Raw genomic sequence first — 17,329 nt, forward strand, 5'->3', positions numbered from 1 at the left:
CCCTCTTCGGCTCGTTTTTTTATTAAATTACGCGTTTAAATCTGTGATAAAACTTTCTACTTCTGGGAAAACTTCTTCTGCTTCCTTTACGCGCTCGATATCTGCACCTAAAGAAGCTAATTTTCCATGGAAGTCCACGTAACCACGATCTAAATGCTTTAACTCCGTTACGCGTGTGTTTCCTTCAGAAACCAATCCTGTTAAAATCAGAGCCGCTGCAGCACGAAGGTCAGTAGAAGTAACCTCTGCACCTTGTAAGTTAGAAGGACCATTTAAAATAACAGAACGGCCTTCAATCTTAATATCAGCATTCATCCGGCGGAATTCCTCAACATGCATAAAGCGGTTTTCGAAAACCGTTTCTGTAATCATCGATGTGCCTTCTGCACGAAGCAGGAGAGCCATCATTTGTGATTGCATATCTGTTGGGAAACCTGGATGCGGCATTGTTTTAATATCAACAGCCTTCAGTTTCTCAGGACCGATGACACGAACGCCGTCTGCTTCTTCAATGATTGTTACGCCCATTTCTTCCATTTTTGCAATTAAGGAAGAAAGGTGTTCAGGAACAGCGCCTTGTACAAGGACATTTCCGCCTGTAATCGCACCAGCAACCATAAAGGTTCCTGCTTCAATTCGGTCAGGGATGATATTGTGGTCTGCACCAAACAATACATCTACACCTTCAATACGAAGAGTGCCCGTGCCTGCGCCTCGGACATTTGCGCCCATTTTGTTCAAGAAGTTTGCAAGGTCAACGATTTCCGGTTCCTTTGCTACGTTCTCAATGATTGTCGTACCCTTTGCAAGAGTCGCAGCCATCATGATATTCTCGGTTGCACCAACACTTGGGAAATCCAAGTAAATTTTCGCACCCTTTAAACGGCCATCAACTTCCGCTTCAATAAATCCATTTCCTACCTTAACCTTAGCACCCATCGCTTCAAAGCCTTTAAGGTGCTGATCAATCGGTCTAGAACCAATCGCACATCCGCCTGGCAGAGCCACACGTGCACGGCCATTGCGTGCTAGTAAAGAACCCATCACGAGGACAGATGCGCGCATCTTACGAACGTATTCGAAAGGCGCTTCTTCTTTCAACACTCTAGATGCATCAACGACAACTGTATTATTGTCAAAGGCAACCTCAGCATTCAAGTTGCGCAATACTTCATTAATTGTGTATACATCGGAGAGTGTAGGTACATCACGAATTACACTTTTTCCGTCACTTGCTAATAATGTGGCAGCGAGTACAGGCAGGACCGCGTTCTTTGCACCTTCAACTTTAACCGATCCATTTAGCCTTTGTCCGCCGCGGACGATGATCTTTTCCAAGAGTATTCCCCTCCGCGTCCATTTTCTCTATATTAATATTCAATCGTAATGATTGGTGTGCCAACTACAATGGTAGTCTTTCCGCCCAATCCTTCGGAGCGTATGCCAATTTGTAAATTCATGTCCTCTGCTATGGAGTTTGAAAACATTGGCGAAGCCGCCGATACAGACATGAAATTATCCTCTTTTAACGCTTCGATTTCTTTTGCATTAAAAATTTCCATTAAATCACTAGCAATAGTTGGTACAGCCTTATCAATCTTATCACTGATACTACCCTTCATACCAGAGAAAACTGTTGGATTTCCCCGAAATATGTCGGAAAGCCTATTTCTAAATTGATCCTTTGTGAAAAAGGACTCCATTTCCTTGTTCCACTCATTACCGCTGACCCTATATACTATATACGCATTAACAGGTTGTTTTGTGTGGGTTGCCATAATTTGAAGCATTTCTGTGTGGTGTTTAGAAGTCGGAGATACTGCCGTAACTTCCCATTTGTCGCTGGTCGCGCTACGGGACCAATCCCAATCAGGAAACTTTTGCTGAAGCTCCTTTACATATTCCTGCACTTCTTTCTCTGTAGACAGGTCAACCAAATGCTCCCTTGCATAAAACGACCATTCTTCGAGCAAAATATCTTCTGTTTGAAACGCGTCGGCGATTTTTACCAAATCCTGCTCTCCGCTTGCTGCCGTTATCCGGCTGCCAAGCACCGCGATCAAACCAACAATCATCATTAAGCTTATACTTAAAAATATCTTTTTCTTTCTCTGCATCTCTACTCTCCCCCTTACTACCATTGTTACCAAGGGGAGGCATAGCATACTTGGGAAATGTCGACACTTTTGGACAAGCTTTTTGAAGCAGAAGATTCTTTTGCATTTTTTTTAGAAAACACCTATTTCTTACTTAGATAGGTTGTAGTTTTTGCATTACGTTCTAATCATTGAAGTCAATTTGCATTGCTTAACACTATTTCTATCTATTTTCTAAGCTGCGCGCTTTACTTTTAGATTGCACATTTTTTCACACAAAGAGAATTGTACTCAATTTTTCACAAAAAAGATACATGTACGAAGACCTAAATTTTTACCAGTTGTATGTATTGTAAGATTAAAGGCAGCTGCCTTGACCACTGAAGGTAGTCTAGGAAAAAATTACTAACACTCGATCCAATAACAATAGCCAACAATATATAAAGCAACCGTGCCTGAAAAATATGGTTCGGCTTCAGCAGCTTATCCAAGCGAATACACTGCAGCGCCCACCACGCCAAAGCAATAAACACCAGATGCGAAAAAATACTCAACAAAGCAATCTGCCCAAAATTATCCATAATCCCTCCTGGTGCCCTCTTTCTGGTGCCTGTCACCATTTATGCAAAATAATGCTTTTATGCATAAAATTGATGCATACCATTTTGAGGTATCATTTCGGTGCCTGTCACCATTTATGCATTAAACTGCCTTTATGCATACCATGGGTGCATAAAAAAGGTGCATACCATACAGACGGATGAAAGTCTGAAAGGTTTCGTTTTTATTATAGCAAATTTTTAACGCATTAACTGCCTAAACACTGGTGATACTTGCGAACAATCAGTGTTTAGGCAGTTAATAGGTGTTTACGAATGTTAGATTCCATTCCAAATCCTGCTAATTCTTAAGGGAACGTAAACCCTGTCCCCATGGATTTCCTTATGAATAATTGGCTTTTTAAAATAATGCATGATTGACTGGCTCTCGCTCGTACGGTGCCTTGCTCGTTTACGCATTCCTTTTAATCTCTCCATACTCTGATTAGACTTTTTCATGATTCTTTCACCTCTTTATTAGTATTTTGTTAGGCCGTTTTTGATGCGACAATTATTACTTTTCCATCGTCCATTTGTTCCTCACAACGCTCAGCAGCAAGTGGTGATAACCCCAGTGACTCTAATTTCGAACGCAGTTCATCCCCTCTGGAACGAAATACATTTGCAAGTGATTCGAAGACTCCCTGCTCTCCAACGCCAATAGCGCTTATATTCAATGCATCTGTCAGGTGTTCAGCACGGTTATGGTCAGGCGCAAATAAATAAATTTCATCCTTCATAAAACCCTGCATCTGAAATTGAGCAATTTCATTTTTGGCTTGTACTCCATTTTCTACTATTTTTACATTTTCCATTTTCATTCCTCCTACAGTAAGAATTCAGCTGAAGTGTCAGCTTGTACCAGTTATATATCCGCTTGTTCACGAAACGAAACCTCTTTTTTTAAAAGTTTAATTGGACGAAAATTGGGTATTTACCTATTAGGTAAATTAAAAAGAATTATTGGGAGGTATGAAATGAAGAAAAAAGCAGAGTTAATTACAAAGATTAGTTTGTTAAAGCAAAAAATCGATCAGTGTCTGGATGCTCGGGATCGGGAAGGATTTATTCAATTATCTTATGAATTAAAGGTTTGCCAACGCTATCTTTCTACTCTTATGAAAAACCAAGAGAGCACTTTACAAGGACGCATAGAAAAAAATCGTGACAAGTTTTATCATTTGTAGGTTTAGGTACTGAAATTGGCGGGTATCTACTAACCATACTTACCGAAAACTGAAAGGAGAGATTTTCATGGGATTTATTTGGTCATTAATTATTGGAGGAATTATCGGCTGGTTAGCTGGAATGATTCTGGGGCGTGATGTTCCAGGAGGCGTAATCGGAAATATCATTGCAGGTTTCATCGGAGCTTGGATTGGTTCGATGTTAGGCGGATGGGGCCCTGTAATCGGAGGATTTTACGTTTTACCAGCACTTCTCGGTGCCATTGTCTTTGTACTTATTCTAAGCATAATCCTGCGAATGATTAGACGTAAAGCATAATGGTTCTAAACAATAAAAAAGGCTATCAAATTGTAATCACATTTGATAGCCTTTTTTTATTTGTGCTTTTTATGTACAATGGCATCCGAAAATGTCTCTCTTTTTGTCAGCCATTCCGCAAATATATAAATCAAGGCATAAATCGGAAGGGAATACGTATACTTCCACCCTGTTAAAACATAATAACCCGCCCATACAAATAGAGGTTCCCCTACATACGCAGTCAAAGCACCAAAAAACAGCCCCTTTTTCCAAGTAGCTATATGGGGTTTGGTTTGGATGAGAAACATGATACATACAGGCAGCATACAAAAGTTAAACGGCAGCCAAGCAGGAAAGGATGGGGATTCTTTTCCAGAATAATACCAAAGTCCAAGCGCGGCTCCTATGTAATCCAAACATAGTGAAAGCAGCATGACCGTAACACCTGCATAAAGCAGACGATGTGTACTTTCTTTTTTTCGATAAAAAAGCCAGAAAATCCAAGCACCAAGACCTAAAAGAGTACCTCCCCACCAATCGAAGTGCAGGAAAGTCTCATCTAACCAAAGTCTTCCATAGCTTTCATGCAGCTGGTGAAACTCCTCAAAGTATTCTCGTACCTGAGCTATTTTTTCCATTTTGTCCATACACTTCACCCTTTTAGTTTCACTTCCTATATTATGTGGAAATTCATCCGTAAATATTTGAACTGAAATAAAGCAGGCCGGTGCAAAAATGTAAAAAAAACAAAATATCATAGAACACTAAAAGCCGGATCATTTAACCACGCTTGCATTTAAAATTAAGTTTGTTTTGCACGAAGTTTTTTTTCTTCCAAGGTTTTAAAAACGAAATAATAAATATGAAAATTGTAACAAGAACTTGAAAGTAGACCGCATATTGTCTTATTTCATGATTTTGAATAAAGATTGGATTACTTAATGCCATTTCTTTTTGAGTTTCCAACAACTCCATATTCGCAACCATTAAATTGTCTACAACAAAAATTCCAATGATGGTTTGAATAAAATAAAGAACAAATTTAACACCAACCCATCTATGTTTGAAAAACCCCCAGTTGGTAAAAAATCCGTATGTGATCCCCACTAGTAACGTTCCAATCGCACCCCATCTGACAATATGATCGCTAATGATGATAATGTTTTTGTAGCCAAGATAAGATTCATCATACTTTGTGAAATCAATATGAAGATTTAAAGCCACAGAACTTAAAATTCCTCCGAAAAATAATACTTCAAGAAAAACGTGGATAATCTTCAGCCACTTCAACCCTTTTGGTTCAATTTTTCTCATTCTCCAAACCCCCAAGTTGTATCAATAAATGATTTGTACACCCTTTTATAAACATTTTCCTTTATCAAAAAGTGCCCTTCGCTAATGCACTATTCATTATAATTGGGGGGAAATAATCTTATAATGAGCCACAGCCTTAATTTTCTCTACTTCTGCGGCCTTATTTACTACACCAATGGTGATATTACAACAAAATAAAAAAGGCGAAATCTTTGCGATATCACCTTAAAATTATATTGCTATGGTTGCCCCTCAAAACGGAGCCACTTGCTTTTTACCGATGCTTTTTCACCAGCTAGAGCAGACCCGAAAACAGACGCGCGAAGGATTCCTTCCATTTAACACCTAGACCTCTTTTATAAAAAGCAACCGGCCTGACGCGGCTGCATTCTTTCAGGTCTTCTTCAAAATGAGTCACCAGGGTGTTAATGCTTTCGGTGCCGGATAAAAACAATTGAACCTCAAAATTCAAATGAAAACTGCGCAGATCCAAATTCGCCGTTCCAATCGAAGCCATGTCCCCGTCCACGATCATCACTTTTTTGTGTAAGAAACCTTTTTTGTAGGTGTAGATTTCAACTCCGGCACGGAGCAGTTTAGGAAAATAGGATTGAGTGGCATATTGGGTAAGAAAACCGTCATTCCTCTTGGGCACCATCAGCCTGACTTGAATACCCTTCTTCGATGCCACCTGCAGTGCCGTCATAATGGTCTGGTTGGGGATGAAGTAAGGAGTGGCAATCCAAATCGACTTTGTCGCACTTGTGATCAAACCATAAAAATGATCCCCCATATCCCGGGTTTCCGGTCCCGTGGCGACCACGTGAACGAGACCATCACCCTCCACAGGTATTCCCTTGAGATAGCGAGCTTCCTCAAACAGCATTTCGCCGCAGACATACTTCCAATCTAATAAAAAAACAGCATGCAATGTCTGGACTGCTTCTCCTTCCAGCAAAACATGCGTATCACACCAAAAACCAAACTTGTTATCCTCGCCAAGATATTCCACTCCCACATTCAGTCCGCCGACAAACCCAATTTTTCCATCAATGACAATAATCTTTCGGTGGTTGCGGAAATTAAACTTTTGCGTCAACCATCCAAATTTCAGCGGCAGAAAAGGGTGAAGCTGAATCCCAGCGTCCGCCATTTTCCTTCTATCCTGTTCAGAAAGAGCGTAGCTTCCTAATGCATCGTAAATCAGCCTTACCTCCACTCCTTCCTTTACCTTCTGTTTCAAGATATCCATGAGCTCCTGCCCAAGCCTGTCATAGCGAAAGATATAATACTCTAAATGAATAAAGTCTTTTGCCTCCAACAGCCGCTGTTTCACTTCCTCAAAGGTTTCCTCGCCGTTTTTTAAAATTTGGGTCCTGGTATTCTGGTTTTGATTCGTTAAGGTCACTCGTTCGAGGTAACTAATAAACCCCCGCTTAGGGCCACTTAGCATCAACGGGTCCTTAAGGGGCGTTTTATCTTTACTCAGTGCCTCAAACAACTCACGGTCACTGGCACGCTTGCTTTTAAAAAGTTCCCCTTTAAAGAGTAATTGCCCTGAATACACATACAAAATATAGCCCGCTACAGGGACCAATAGTAACATGCATGTCCATAAAAGAGTCCTCGGCACAGATCGATTTTGAAGCCATAAATCTACCACACTGTATAAAATAATACCTGCATACAAACTAACTCCTAACACTTTCCACCAAAAGGGAAATGTTGTATATAGAACCATCCAGCTAATAAAAAACATCATGATGACAAAGAGTATCTCGATTCTAACTTTCATGTATGTTCCCCCACAGTCTTTTAAAAGTCTGTGTTAAATTAGGCTGTTGATATGTGCTCCACTAAGGAAAGCTTCTTCGAATAATTATCGCAGGGACAGGCGTTTTCTGCCTGTCACGAGGTGCTTCGCTTTCCGCAGGCGGTTCGGGAAGCCTCCTCGGTGCTAAAGCACCTGCGGGGTCTCCCCTGTCCCGTCCTCTGAGCAGGAGCCTCGCACCTTCCGCACAAATCAACAGGTTCTAAGATCAAACATTTACCTTTAACACAGGCTTTTATAAGAGAAATACCCTTTCAACCACTCTATCAAACATAAAAAAAATGCCTGGCTCAGCTCAGGCATCTAGTTTTTTCCGATAGATCTTTTCAGTTGAATTAAATTCTGCGTATTTCATGCCCTTTGGCATACTTAGGATTGATTCTTTACTTCCGAGTCCAATGAATCCGCCATCAGCCAGACTGCCATAAAACAAACTATGCACCTGCTGCTGCAGGGCATTATCAAAATAGATCATGACATTGCGGCATAGAATGACATGAAACTCATTAAACGAGCTGTCACTGACCAAATTATGCTGAGCGAAAGTCAGCTTCTCATTCAAGCTGGATGAAAAATAAGCAAACTGATGGTCCGTATTATAATACTCGGAAAACGCCATTTTCCCGCCGGCCTTCAAGTAGTTCTTCGTATACTGCTGCATCTTTTTTAACGGAAAAGCTCCCTTTTGCGCTGCCAGCAAAGCCTTTTCATTCATATCGGTTGCGTAAATTCTCGTTTTCTCCAGGATACCCTCCTCCTGCAAAAGGATTGCCATGGAATAAACCTCCTCACCTGTCGCGCAGCCGGCATGCCAAATGCGGACTTCAGGGAGATCTCGAAGCAAGGGCACCACTTCGTTCCGGAAAGCGGCAAAAAAACTGGGGTCACGGTACATTTCCGTCATCCGGATGGAAAAATCATTCAGGAGCCGCTCCAAGACTCCCGGTTCGTGGAGCACTTTTTCCAATAAAGCCGTAATGGTCGGAAGCCGCTCCGCCTTCATCCGGTATAAAATTCTCCTGCCAATCGAGCCTCTGACATAGCTTCGGAAGTCATATCCATACATTTGATACAAGCCCTCAAGCAGCAATTTGATTTCAATCTCCTGAAGCTCATTTGGCTCCAGCGGATTGATTTCTGTTACGATTTCCTTCGAAGTATTGTTCACTCTTCATTCACCTGCTGTGTCAGCCACACCCGCATTAACGAGAATAGCTGATTGATATTTAATGGTTTCATAATATAATCAGAAGCGCCTGCCTCCATACACTTGTCACGCTCACCTTTCATTGCTTTTGCTGTGAGCGCAATAATTGGCAGTCTTTCCATTCCCAAGTCCTGACGGATGACCTTCATCGCTTCATAGCCCCCCATTACCGGCATCATGATATCCATAAACACGAGGTCAAAATCTGCTTGCTTTTGTAAAAATTCAATCGCACTTTTACCGTTCTCTGCCACTTGAACTTTCACTCCCTTTTTCTCAAGCGCAGTTACAAGTGCAAACACATTCCGGCGATCATCCTCTGCCAACAGCACTTTCTTTCCTTTAAATAATTGGTCATCATCAGAAGCCTCTGCTTCCATTTCCTCTACCGTTTCTGGTTCTTTATTGACCGTTGGCAGCTCCTCTATTTCGCTTACACTTACGGCTGCCTCATTCAGCGCTAGTTGTTCAAGCTGAAGTGCATATTCTGCAGCCTCCAGTCTGCCTGGGATGTAAAGCGTAAACGTGCTTCCTTTTTCCGGCTCGCTTTCAACCGTAATCGCGCCGCCAAGCAAGCGGGTAAATTCACGGCATATCGATAACCCTAAACCAGTCCCGCCAAATTGCCGGTTCGTGGTACCATCCACCTGCTGGAACGCATTGAAGATAATTTCCTGCTTCTCTTTTGCGATTCCAATCCCTGTATCGCTAACCGATATGGCCAATACGATTTCATCCTCATTCAGTCCAGGCAATAGTTCCTCCAGCTTTTCCCGGCACGCATGTTCAATGTTTACTGTTACACAACCCTGCTCGGTAAACTTAAAGGCATTGGACAATAAATTCTTCCAAATTTGCTGCAGGCGCTGCCCATCTGTTGTGATGACAGCAGGAACATTTGCAGCTGTATGCACCTCAAAGGTCAAATTCTTTTTGGCTGCAACCGGATTAAACATATTCTTCATCATCTGTGGAATTTCTGTCACGTTCACTTCATCGGTTAAAATTTCAATCTTACCAGCTTCAATTTTTGATAAATCAAGAATATCATCAATCAGCCGCAGCAAATCGCTTCCGGCCGTGTAGATAACCCTGGAGGAGTCCTTCACTTCAGAGTTGTCCATTTCATCGTCGTTTTCCATCAGCATTTGGGAAAGAATCAGAATACTATTTAATGGCGTGCGCAGCTCATGCGACATATTTGCCAGGAAGTCCGTTTTATACTGCGAGCTTAGCTGTAATTTCCTTGAATACTCCTCAAGCTCATCCTTTGCTTTCTTCAGATCAAACGCCCGCTGTTCAGCGTATTGCTTCTGTTCTTCTAAATACTCATTGGTAATCCGCAGCTGTTCCTGCTGCATTTGCAGCTCTTCCGATTGAGCTTGAAGCTCCTCTGACTGCGCCTGAAGTTCTTCGGTTAACACCTGTGATTCCCCGAGCAGCCTTTCAACTTCCATCCGTCCGGCTACATTGGTAATCGCAGAGCCGAACTTATCCTGAAGCAGGTCCAGTAAAGTCAGATGCTGCGCCATAAACGGCTGAAATGCCGCGAACTCCACCACTGCCTCAACCCTGCCATCCACCATAATCGGTGCCACCAACAGATTTCGCGGAGAAGATTCCCCCAACCCTGATGCGACTTTAAAATGTTCCCCTGGCAGGTTGTCAATCAGGAAGATTCTTTTATCCATCGCCGCCTGACCAATTAATCCTTCTCCTAACCGGAAGCTCTCCGCTTCTTCTTCTTCTGAAACAAGGGCATAACCGGCCTCTTTCACGTAACGAACTTCGCTGCCTTGATTTTTACGGAGATAGACCACACCATAAACAGCATCAAGCATAGGAGTAAGCTTGGAGATAAAAGCATGCGTCAGTTCGGTAAGATCGTTCATCCCTTGGTACATCGTCGAGATTTCCGCCACACCTTTTTGAACCCAATTCTGTTTCTCAAGATTGCTGAGAAGCTCATTCATCGCTTCGGCAAGTTCCTGGGTTTCATCATGGGTACTGACCTCGATTCTGGTAGAGAGGTCAACCTCCGTCTCTCTTGAATCGGTAACACTTCTTATCGTCCGGACCACCTGCTTAATCGTTTTGACAATCGAATTGGACAGGAATACCGCCGTTGCAATCGTAATTAACGTAACCATTATGATTAAGCCATACAACGTGATTTTTAAATTGTTATTGTCTTGATTCAGCTGCTCCACACGCTTGCTAGTAAGGCTTTTTTGATTTTCTAGGAACGAATCAAAGTGCGCCCGGAGTTCATCTGTCATTTTCTTGCCTTTGTTATTGTTAAAATGCTGATCTAATGCTGCTTGGTTATTAATCTTCTTCTGATTCACCACGTTTTCAGCAGAATTGGTAACCCAGTTTTGGATCAACGGCTTGATTTCTTCTAAATTTCGCTGCTGTGCACCGTTACTCGCAAGCAGGGAGTGAAGCTTGTTGAAGTTGTCGAGCCAGTTCCGGCTTGCTGTATTGTAGGGCTCGAGGTACTCCTCATTTCCTGAAATCACATACCCTCTCATTCCCGTTTCCATATCTAAGACATTCTTTTGAATTTGATTTGCTAGATTATGAACCTCGATATCATGCTGTGACACGAAATCGACCTCTTGCTGCATAGCCGACATCCGATTCATCACAATTAACAGGGAGAGTACTAAGCAAATCAAAATGAATAAATAGCCTGCAATAATTTTGGTGTGGATGTTGAAATGTAACCCCTTCATTCTCTGCCTTCCCCCTTTTGTAAAAAATTAGTTGTTTCTATCATATCGTTTCTAGCAATCTCACCCAATGGGAATTTTGTCCTAACCTGTTAGCCGAAAAATACTCTCGGACAAATGAGGTTACTCTCGGATAACCGGATTATCTCTCGGATATCACACATTTACTCTCGCATAGCATGCATTTACTCTCGCATAGCACGCATTTACTCTCGCATAGCACGCATTTACTCTCGTATAACCGCATTTACTCTCGCATAGCACGCATTTACTCTCGTATAACCGCATTTACTCTCGTATAACCGCATTTACTCTCGCATAGCCCGCATTTACTCTCGCATAACACACTTTTACTCTCGGATAGCCCGCAGACTTACTCCTCTATTAAATCTTCATAGTTTCAAATCTACCAAACCGGGTATATAACAAGTACACCACAATTTTAGAGGAGGTATTTATATGGCAACATCTACTAAAACCAAATCAAAAGAAAAAACGGTAGCGGATACGCTCAACAGGCAGGTGGCGAACTTTTCGGTTCTTCATATGAAGCTGCACCATTTTCATTGGTATGTAAAAGGGGAACACTTTTTTACTCTGCATCTTAAATTCGAGGAACTTTACAAGGAAGCTGCATTACATCTAGATACAATTGCAGAAAGAATGCTGTCGCAGCGAGCATTACCAGCAGCTACTCTCGCGGAGACGCTGGAACTTTCATCTCTGAAAGAAGCAACAGGGGAAGAAGATGCACAGCAAATGATCCAAACGCTAGCGGATGATTTTGAAGTAATTTGTAACGAATTGACAGAAGGCATCTCGCTTGCCGAGGAAAATGATGACCAGCCGACTGCAGATCTGCTCGTTCACATTCGTACCTCATTAGAAAAGCATAGATGGATGTTTGAAGCCTTTCTGGGCGAGTAACAAACAAAGAATGGGGGTGTCAGCCAAAACGCTGACACCCTTTTATGATGAAGAATTTGCTGAAATTAAGACTAGACACATATCATCTTTTGGAGGATTGACGAGCTCCCAGCCTGGCTGCAATTGATTCAATAATGCCGCAGGATCCTGTATATCCCCCGCTTGCAAAGCGCCAATCAGCTTATCACTAGCATCTTCATATTTTTCCTCCAGCCACTCCGATAGCCCATCCGTATACAACAAAATTCGAGCAGATTCGGTATAAGGAATGACGCCCTTGGTGACTTCAATCTCCTCAAAAAAGCCGATTGCACATGACCCTTCTGTTAAAAGTTTCACATCTTGATCCACAATGGCAATCCCTGCAGGATGGCCCGCATTGACGTACTCAATGGTTTGTTTCTCCGTATCGAGGACAAAGTAAATCGCCGTGAAATAGTAGTTCATCAAACTGTCAGGATTATGAAGCTGATTCATTCTCCTGTTCAGCTCTAACATGACCTTTTTCGGGTCAACGATTCCCGTAATACTATCTTTTAAAGCAGAATATATGTACATTCCAACAAGTGAGGAAGAAATCCCGTGACCCATCATATCGAGCAGGATGACACCGTATTGGTTGGGACTAATCTGATACCAGGCATAGAAGTCACCGGCAAGCTCAAAGGTAGGTCTGTACACAGAGGAAATGCAGATATCCTTCTCCTTTAGCGGGCTGCTAAGCATGCTTCGCTGCACCTGCCTGGCGAGATCGAGTTCATATTCAATTCGTCTGTCCCGTTCCTTCCGCAGGTCTTTTTCTTGCTTTAACCTTAGAACGGAACGAATTCGGGCAAGGAGCTCGACTTTATTAATGGGTTTCAACACATAATCAAGGGCTCCCGCATCCATCGCCTCGGCCATCTTATTGGAATCTCCCATCGCCGTCACAAATATAATTGGCAGGTCGGAATACCGTTCATTCGCCAATACTGTCCGGCACGCTTCAATACCATCAGTTTCCGGCATCATCATATCCATTAAAATTAAGTCTACGGGCACTTCGCCGGGATTAGGCGAATCAAGCTCTAAATACTGATATAACTCTGCTGCAGATGTCAGCTTTAGCAGCCTATTATAGCCAGCTTTCCTTAGGATTTTCTCGACAATCATGAGATTTGTTTTATTATCATCTACTACGACAATCTTCATTGGCATTTGGCTTCGCCCCCTTTTTCTAAGACTGTTTTCTTGTTAAAATCAACGTGGAATATGCTGGCTAGCGCTTTAGAATTGAGTTGGCAGGCTCTTTTCTCATTCATTTCGAACATTCTCACTCTATGTACATTTAAAAAGGAACAATATTTGAGAAAAGAGCCTTTGTAAAAGATGATACCTGACCCCCGCAATTGAGCGTTTAAGGGACAGGTATTTTATTATGGCGAATAGTCACTTTGGGGATTATTAGCAAGAACCTTCCGCAATTTCTCGATCGCCTTTTTTTGCATACGCGAGACATGCATTTGCGAAATACCTAGCAGCTCCCCCACTTCGCGCTGGCTTTTGTTTTCAATAAACGTCGACTGAATAATTTGCTTCTCCCTTTCGTTCAACACATGAAGGGCACTCTCAAGCAGCAGACGCTGGTCGATTTTTTCATAGCCTTTATCCTCTGACCCGATTACATCTAACGCAGTAACCCCGCTGCCATCAGAACCAGTTTCAATGGTTTGGTCCACAGAGGCTGTTTGATACCCTTTTCCTAATTCCATTGCCTCGAGGACTTCTTCTTCAGAAATCCCTAAATGCTCAGCGATTTCAGGAATCTTTGGCGAACGTTGATTGCGATTTGTCAACTCATCGACAGCTCCATTCAACTTTGGCCATATTTCTTTAATCCGTCTTGGAACATGCACATCCCACGTCTTGTCTCTTAAGAAACGCTTAATTTCACCAATCACCATCGGAACCAAATAAGCTTCAAATGGATTCCCTGTGCTGGGGTCAAACCGTCTGATGCTGGATAACAATCCAATCATCCCTACCTGCACAATATCCTCGTGCAAATTTCTGCCTTTTGAATATTTTCTTGCAATACTTCCAATCAGATTCGTGTAGTGCTCCACTAAGAGGGTTTGGGCGGCCTCGCTCTCGTTCTCCTGAAAGTCCCGAATCAAGGAATAAATTTCTTCCTTAGTACGTTTCATGGTCTGAGGCGGCTTTGTCATGATTTTCACGCTCCTCACTTAGATACTTCACCATGAAGACACTTACGCCGGACGTATTCGAAACACGGACTTCATCCATGAGCGTTTCAATCAGATACAAACCCAACCCTCCCTCTGACAGTTGATCGACTGTAGTGGACTCTGTATATGGGCCGAGTTCTTCCTTTTTCTGTATAAAATTAAAGCTTTGACCGCTGTCGGCCACCATCGTTTCCAATTTATCCTCGTAAATGCCGAAGCCGACAATCACCTCTCCGCTTTCACCTTCCGGATAGGCATGCTGCACCGCATTTGTACAGGCTTCACTTACAGCAATTTTGATATCCTCAATTTGCTCATATGTATAACCCATGTTACTGGCTATTCCTGAAATGGTTAATCGAATGACACCTACATACTCCGGTTTGGCTGGAATCTTCATTTCAATATAATCCATTACATTTTTCATCGTCCCACATCCTCTGCATTGTCAGAAATACTCATAATATGGCTTAAACCCGTAATGGCAAACAGCCGCTTCATTCGTTCTGATAACTCAACCAGCTTCAATTCCCCCTCATTTTTGGTCAGCTGCTTGAACATCCCTACAAACACGCCCAGTCCAGTACTATCCATGTAGGAGACATCCTTTAGATTGACCGTAATCACTTTATTGTTTCCCTCTGTAAGAGGCAGTAACTCCTCACGCAGCTTTGGCGCCGTATACGCATCGATTTCTCCGCTAACACTCACAAATACATCCTTCTCATTCTGATGCTGTTCTATATTTACCTTCATATCATCACCTCTAGAAATAGTTAATCGTTACATACCCTATCTATCAGAAAGCTAAACCTATTTTTTTAAAAAATATTTATCTAGCATTATACCAAAATTAGGAAGAGTTAGAGAATAGCACTAAATTCCTAGTAGTATAGTTGTAATTTTGAAATAGCAAGAGGCTTGCACCTATTTGTGCAAGCCTCATATATATAGTAAAGGCAGTGTATGGCAGATTAAGAATCTGTTACAATTTTAATCCTAACTTTTATTCTTCGATTGGGTTGGGGGATTTTGAAAGTCTTTATCTGCATTCTTCGAAATCGTATCATCATATCGCTGCCTGTCATTCTCTTGTTCGACATTTTCACCGCTTAAATAGGCTGGAACTTCATCTCTTGGCCCCTGCTGGCGCGAAAGCTCTCGTAAATCCTCCACAATCTCCTCGCCTGGAAATTGCTGCTTCACCTGAGGATCTTGACCATCGTTATATCCCGTTCGTCTTTTTTCGTTACTGTCGGTATATTGAGTTTCATCCTTACGTCTTAATGATTCTATTTCTTTTTCATCTACATAATTTTTACCCATGATGGTTTCCTCCTTTTTATTTGTTCAGATTGCTGTTTTTCATTCCTATCGGTCTTACACAACATGCAACCACATACTTCAACCACCCTCCTTCTATTATTAGGTTAGCTAGTTTCTAACCTTGATAGTGTTATACCCGATGAGACAACTATCAAACCTTTTCAATGGAAAAATGAACCTTTCTTTTTCCCTTTTAATAGATCTCCTGTCCAGCCCTTAGTTTTTATGTATCCATAGAGCAGCGCTGTCGACACCACAATCGAAATAATCGAAATAAGATACCCGTATTTCCATTGCAGCTCAGGCATATGTTTGAAATTCATTCCCCACAGCGCCCCCAATGCCATTATCGGAGTAAAAATGATGGTCAGGACCGTTAAGGTTTTCATAATTTCATTTCCCCGATGAGAGGAGATGACCTCTTCTAAATGAATCACCGAGTCCAATTCCTGCTCATACTCCCGCAGCAGCACCATCGCACGTTCAATCCGTTTGCACGTCCGGATAAAAATTTCTCCGTCATTGACTGCTGGAAAATCCGTTTCCTCTATTGCCATCTTCAGTTCCTGAATCGGAATCAACAGATTTTTACATACCAGCAGTTCATGCCGCTGATGAAAGACATGTTCTAACGTCCGCATATCATTCCTCTTTTTCACACCCCACATCAGCTTATAGAGTGACTCCTCAAACTGGTCAATCTCGACCAGTAAGTCATTCACCAGCTCTCCCAGCAAAAATAAAAAGCCATCAACGGCATTCTCTGCTTTATTTAACTGCCGGAGCATTACATCTGGTTCTAGTTGTTCAAAAGAGGTAAACTCTAAATCGACCGTAAATAAAGTATTACAGGTTATATAAAAATGAAAAATCCGATGATCTTCTTCCTCATCCACATTTTGCCGATAAATAAGTGATCCATTCACTACCCTTTCCCCATCGATCAAACCATGAACTTTCACGCAATTGTTGTTATTTTTCCGAACACTCATTAACCAGCTTGACAGCAGCGTCTCCTGTTCATATACTGCGTTGTGCTCATTCTTATTTAATTGAACCCATTTCCATTGGTCAAAATTAATATTTCTCTCCAAAACTATTCCCTCCTCCCAAACAATCCTTTGATTCCCTTAAAAAGAGTAAGCCAAACATAAAAAAATGTTTCATACAGAAATAAAACGGGTATGTACAAAACAAGTCCAAATCTTAGGGAGGTTTTAATGATGAATAGAGTTGTAAGTATGAGCACACTGGTAGCGGCAGGAATTGGGGCGTCAGCAGTATGGCTATCAAACAAACCTAACCGCATTAAAGCTGAAAGTATGTTAAGAGACATGAAACGGAAAGTAATACCGACTGTATACGAAAAAGCCGAGCAACTGCCGATCGAAAAGGCTGGCAACCCGCACCCGCAGGATTTTGCGGATAACGATATGGTCAGTGAGGGAGCACAGTATTCCGTTCAATTTTACAATGAGAAAGTTCAATAATAGAGCAGTGGTTGAGGTCCTAGGATCTCAACTCTTTTTTATTTGGCTCGGTTAAAACCGAATGTTGATTTTACTGTGTTTGGGAAAT

At 42.0% G+C, this 17,329-nt stretch carries 20 protein-coding genes; 4 read left to right on the forward strand and 16 right to left on the reverse strand.

Translation table 11 applies throughout. The annotated features are described in order from the left end of the window. Positions 1–27: 27 nt before the first annotated feature. The 5 genes from murA to H0184_RS04940 form a co-directional block, all read right to left on the reverse strand. Complete coding sequence (murA, locus tag H0184_RS04920) at positions 28–1,338, reverse strand: UDP-N-acetylglucosamine 1-carboxyvinyltransferase (RefSeq protein ID WP_221822100.1); 1,311 nt, start codon at positions 1,336–1,338, stop codon at positions 28–30. A gap of 32 nt (positions 1,339–1,370) precedes the next feature. Continuing rightward, positions 1,371–2,117, reverse strand: coding sequence for a YwmB family TATA-box binding protein (locus H0184_RS04925; protein ID WP_260631430.1), 747 nt, complete (start codon positions 2,115–2,117; stop codon positions 1,371–1,373). Between the two features lie 305 nt (positions 2,118–2,422). Further along, positions 2,423–2,680, reverse strand: a complete 258-nt coding sequence (locus tag H0184_RS04930; RefSeq protein ID WP_221822450.1) for a DUF1146 family protein — start codon at positions 2,678–2,680, stop codon at positions 2,423–2,425. 294 nt (positions 2,681–2,974) lie between these two features. Further along, the gene (locus H0184_RS04935) at positions 2,975–3,154 is read right to left on the reverse strand and encodes a hypothetical protein (protein ID WP_221822469.1); all 180 of its coding nucleotides are present in this window, start codon (positions 3,152–3,154) and stop codon (positions 2,975–2,977) included. A gap of 29 nt (positions 3,155–3,183) precedes the next feature. Further along, positions 3,184–3,510: a YflT domain-containing protein gene (locus H0184_RS04940; protein ID WP_221822104.1), complete on the reverse strand. Its 327-nt coding sequence runs from the start codon at positions 3,508–3,510 to the stop codon at positions 3,184–3,186. A gap of 162 nt (positions 3,511–3,672) precedes the next feature. Between H0184_RS04940 and H0184_RS04945 the strand changes: the two genes are divergently transcribed. Together H0184_RS04945 and H0184_RS04950 are read left to right on the forward strand one after the other, a co-directional pair. After that, positions 3,673–3,882 carry an IDEAL domain-containing protein gene (locus H0184_RS04945; RefSeq protein WP_221822106.1) on the forward strand — a complete coding sequence of 70 codons (210 nt, stop codon included), beginning with the start codon at positions 3,673–3,675 and terminating at the stop codon, positions 3,880–3,882. A 67-nt stretch (positions 3,883–3,949) separates the two neighbouring features. Beyond that, a complete protein-coding gene (locus tag H0184_RS04950) occupies positions 3,950–4,201 on the forward strand; it encodes a GlsB/YeaQ/YmgE family stress response membrane protein (protein WP_221822107.1) in 252 nt (83 codons plus the stop codon). A 56-nt stretch (positions 4,202–4,257) separates the two neighbouring features. Here H0184_RS04950 and H0184_RS04955 read toward each other — a convergent pair whose 3' ends face one another. The 5 genes from H0184_RS04955 to H0184_RS04975 form a co-directional block, all read right to left on the reverse strand. Then, entirely contained in the window at positions 4,258–4,830 is a 573-nt protein-coding gene (locus tag H0184_RS04955; RefSeq protein WP_221822112.1) for a CBO0543 family protein, read from the reverse strand. Positions 4,831–4,963: 133 nt separating this feature from the next. Beyond that, on the reverse strand, positions 4,964–5,497 hold the full coding sequence (locus H0184_RS04960) for a DUF2269 family protein (RefSeq protein WP_221822114.1): 534 nt from the start codon (positions 5,495–5,497) through the stop codon (positions 4,964–4,966). 295 nt (positions 5,498–5,792) lie between these two features. After that, on the reverse strand, positions 5,793–7,292 hold the full coding sequence (gene cls, locus H0184_RS04965) for a cardiolipin synthase (protein WP_260631432.1): 1,500 nt from the start codon (positions 7,290–7,292) through the stop codon (positions 5,793–5,795). A gap of 331 nt (positions 7,293–7,623) precedes the next feature. Further along, entirely contained in the window at positions 7,624–8,496 is an 873-nt protein-coding gene (locus H0184_RS04970) for a CheR family methyltransferase (protein ID WP_221822116.1), read from the reverse strand. Next, positions 8,493–11,273: a CHASE3 domain-containing protein gene (locus tag H0184_RS04975; protein WP_221822118.1), complete on the reverse strand. Its 2,781-nt coding sequence runs from the start codon at positions 11,271–11,273 to the stop codon at positions 8,493–8,495. The genes H0184_RS04970 and H0184_RS04975 overlap by 4 nt, the downstream gene beginning before the upstream one ends. A gap of 450 nt (positions 11,274–11,723) precedes the next feature. On the opposite strand from H0184_RS04975, the gene H0184_RS04980 reads away from it, so the two are divergent. Next, positions 11,724–12,197 carry a Dps family protein gene (locus tag H0184_RS04980; protein WP_396953577.1) on the forward strand — a complete coding sequence of 158 codons (474 nt, stop codon included), beginning with the start codon at positions 11,724–11,726 and terminating at the stop codon, positions 12,195–12,197. 42 nt (positions 12,198–12,239) lie between these two features. Here the strand turns inward: H0184_RS04980 and H0184_RS04985 are convergent, their stop codons facing one another. The 6 genes from H0184_RS04985 to H0184_RS05010 all read right to left on the reverse strand — a co-directional run bounded on the left by H0184_RS04985 (position 12,240) and on the right by H0184_RS05010 (position 16,845). Then, the gene (locus H0184_RS04985) at positions 12,240–13,388 is read right to left on the reverse strand and encodes a PP2C family protein-serine/threonine phosphatase (RefSeq protein WP_221822453.1); all 1,149 of its coding nucleotides are present in this window, start codon (positions 13,386–13,388) and stop codon (positions 12,240–12,242) included. 224 nt (positions 13,389–13,612) lie between these two features. Beyond that, positions 13,613–14,404, reverse strand: coding sequence for an RNA polymerase sigma factor SigB (sigB, locus tag H0184_RS04990; RefSeq protein ID WP_221822121.1), 792 nt, complete (start codon positions 14,402–14,404; stop codon positions 13,613–13,615). Continuing rightward, positions 14,370–14,852 carry an anti-sigma B factor RsbW gene (gene rsbW / locus H0184_RS04995; RefSeq protein ID WP_221822123.1) on the reverse strand — a complete coding sequence of 161 codons (483 nt, stop codon included), beginning with the start codon at positions 14,850–14,852 and terminating at the stop codon, positions 14,370–14,372. Before rsbW ends, sigB begins: the two co-directional genes overlap by 35 nt. Beyond that, a complete protein-coding gene (locus tag H0184_RS05000) occupies positions 14,849–15,181 on the reverse strand; it encodes an anti-sigma factor antagonist (protein WP_221822124.1) in 333 nt (110 codons plus the stop codon). The genes rsbW and H0184_RS05000 overlap by 4 nt, the downstream gene beginning before the upstream one ends. A 243-nt stretch (positions 15,182–15,424) precedes the next feature. Continuing rightward, entirely contained in the window at positions 15,425–15,751 is a 327-nt protein-coding gene (locus H0184_RS05005; RefSeq protein ID WP_221822125.1) for a hypothetical protein, read from the reverse strand. 161 nt (positions 15,752–15,912) lie between these two features. Further along, the gene (locus tag H0184_RS05010; RefSeq protein ID WP_221822126.1) at positions 15,913–16,845 is read right to left on the reverse strand and encodes a magnesium transporter CorA family protein; all 933 of its coding nucleotides are present in this window, start codon (positions 16,843–16,845) and stop codon (positions 15,913–15,915) included. Between the two features lie 126 nt (positions 16,846–16,971). Here H0184_RS05010 and H0184_RS05015 point away from each other — a divergent pair, with 126 nt between their 5' ends. Then, positions 16,972–17,241 carry a hypothetical protein gene (locus tag H0184_RS05015; RefSeq protein ID WP_221822127.1) on the forward strand — a complete coding sequence of 90 codons (270 nt, stop codon included), beginning with the start codon at positions 16,972–16,974 and terminating at the stop codon, positions 17,239–17,241. Positions 17,242–17,329 lie beyond the last annotated feature (88 nt).

Origin of the sequence: Neobacillus niacini, from assembly GCF_019749295.1 — a bacterium.
In the GTDB taxonomy this organism is placed as follows: Bacteria; Bacillota; Bacilli; order Bacillales; family Cytobacillaceae; genus Neobacillus; species Neobacillus niacini_D.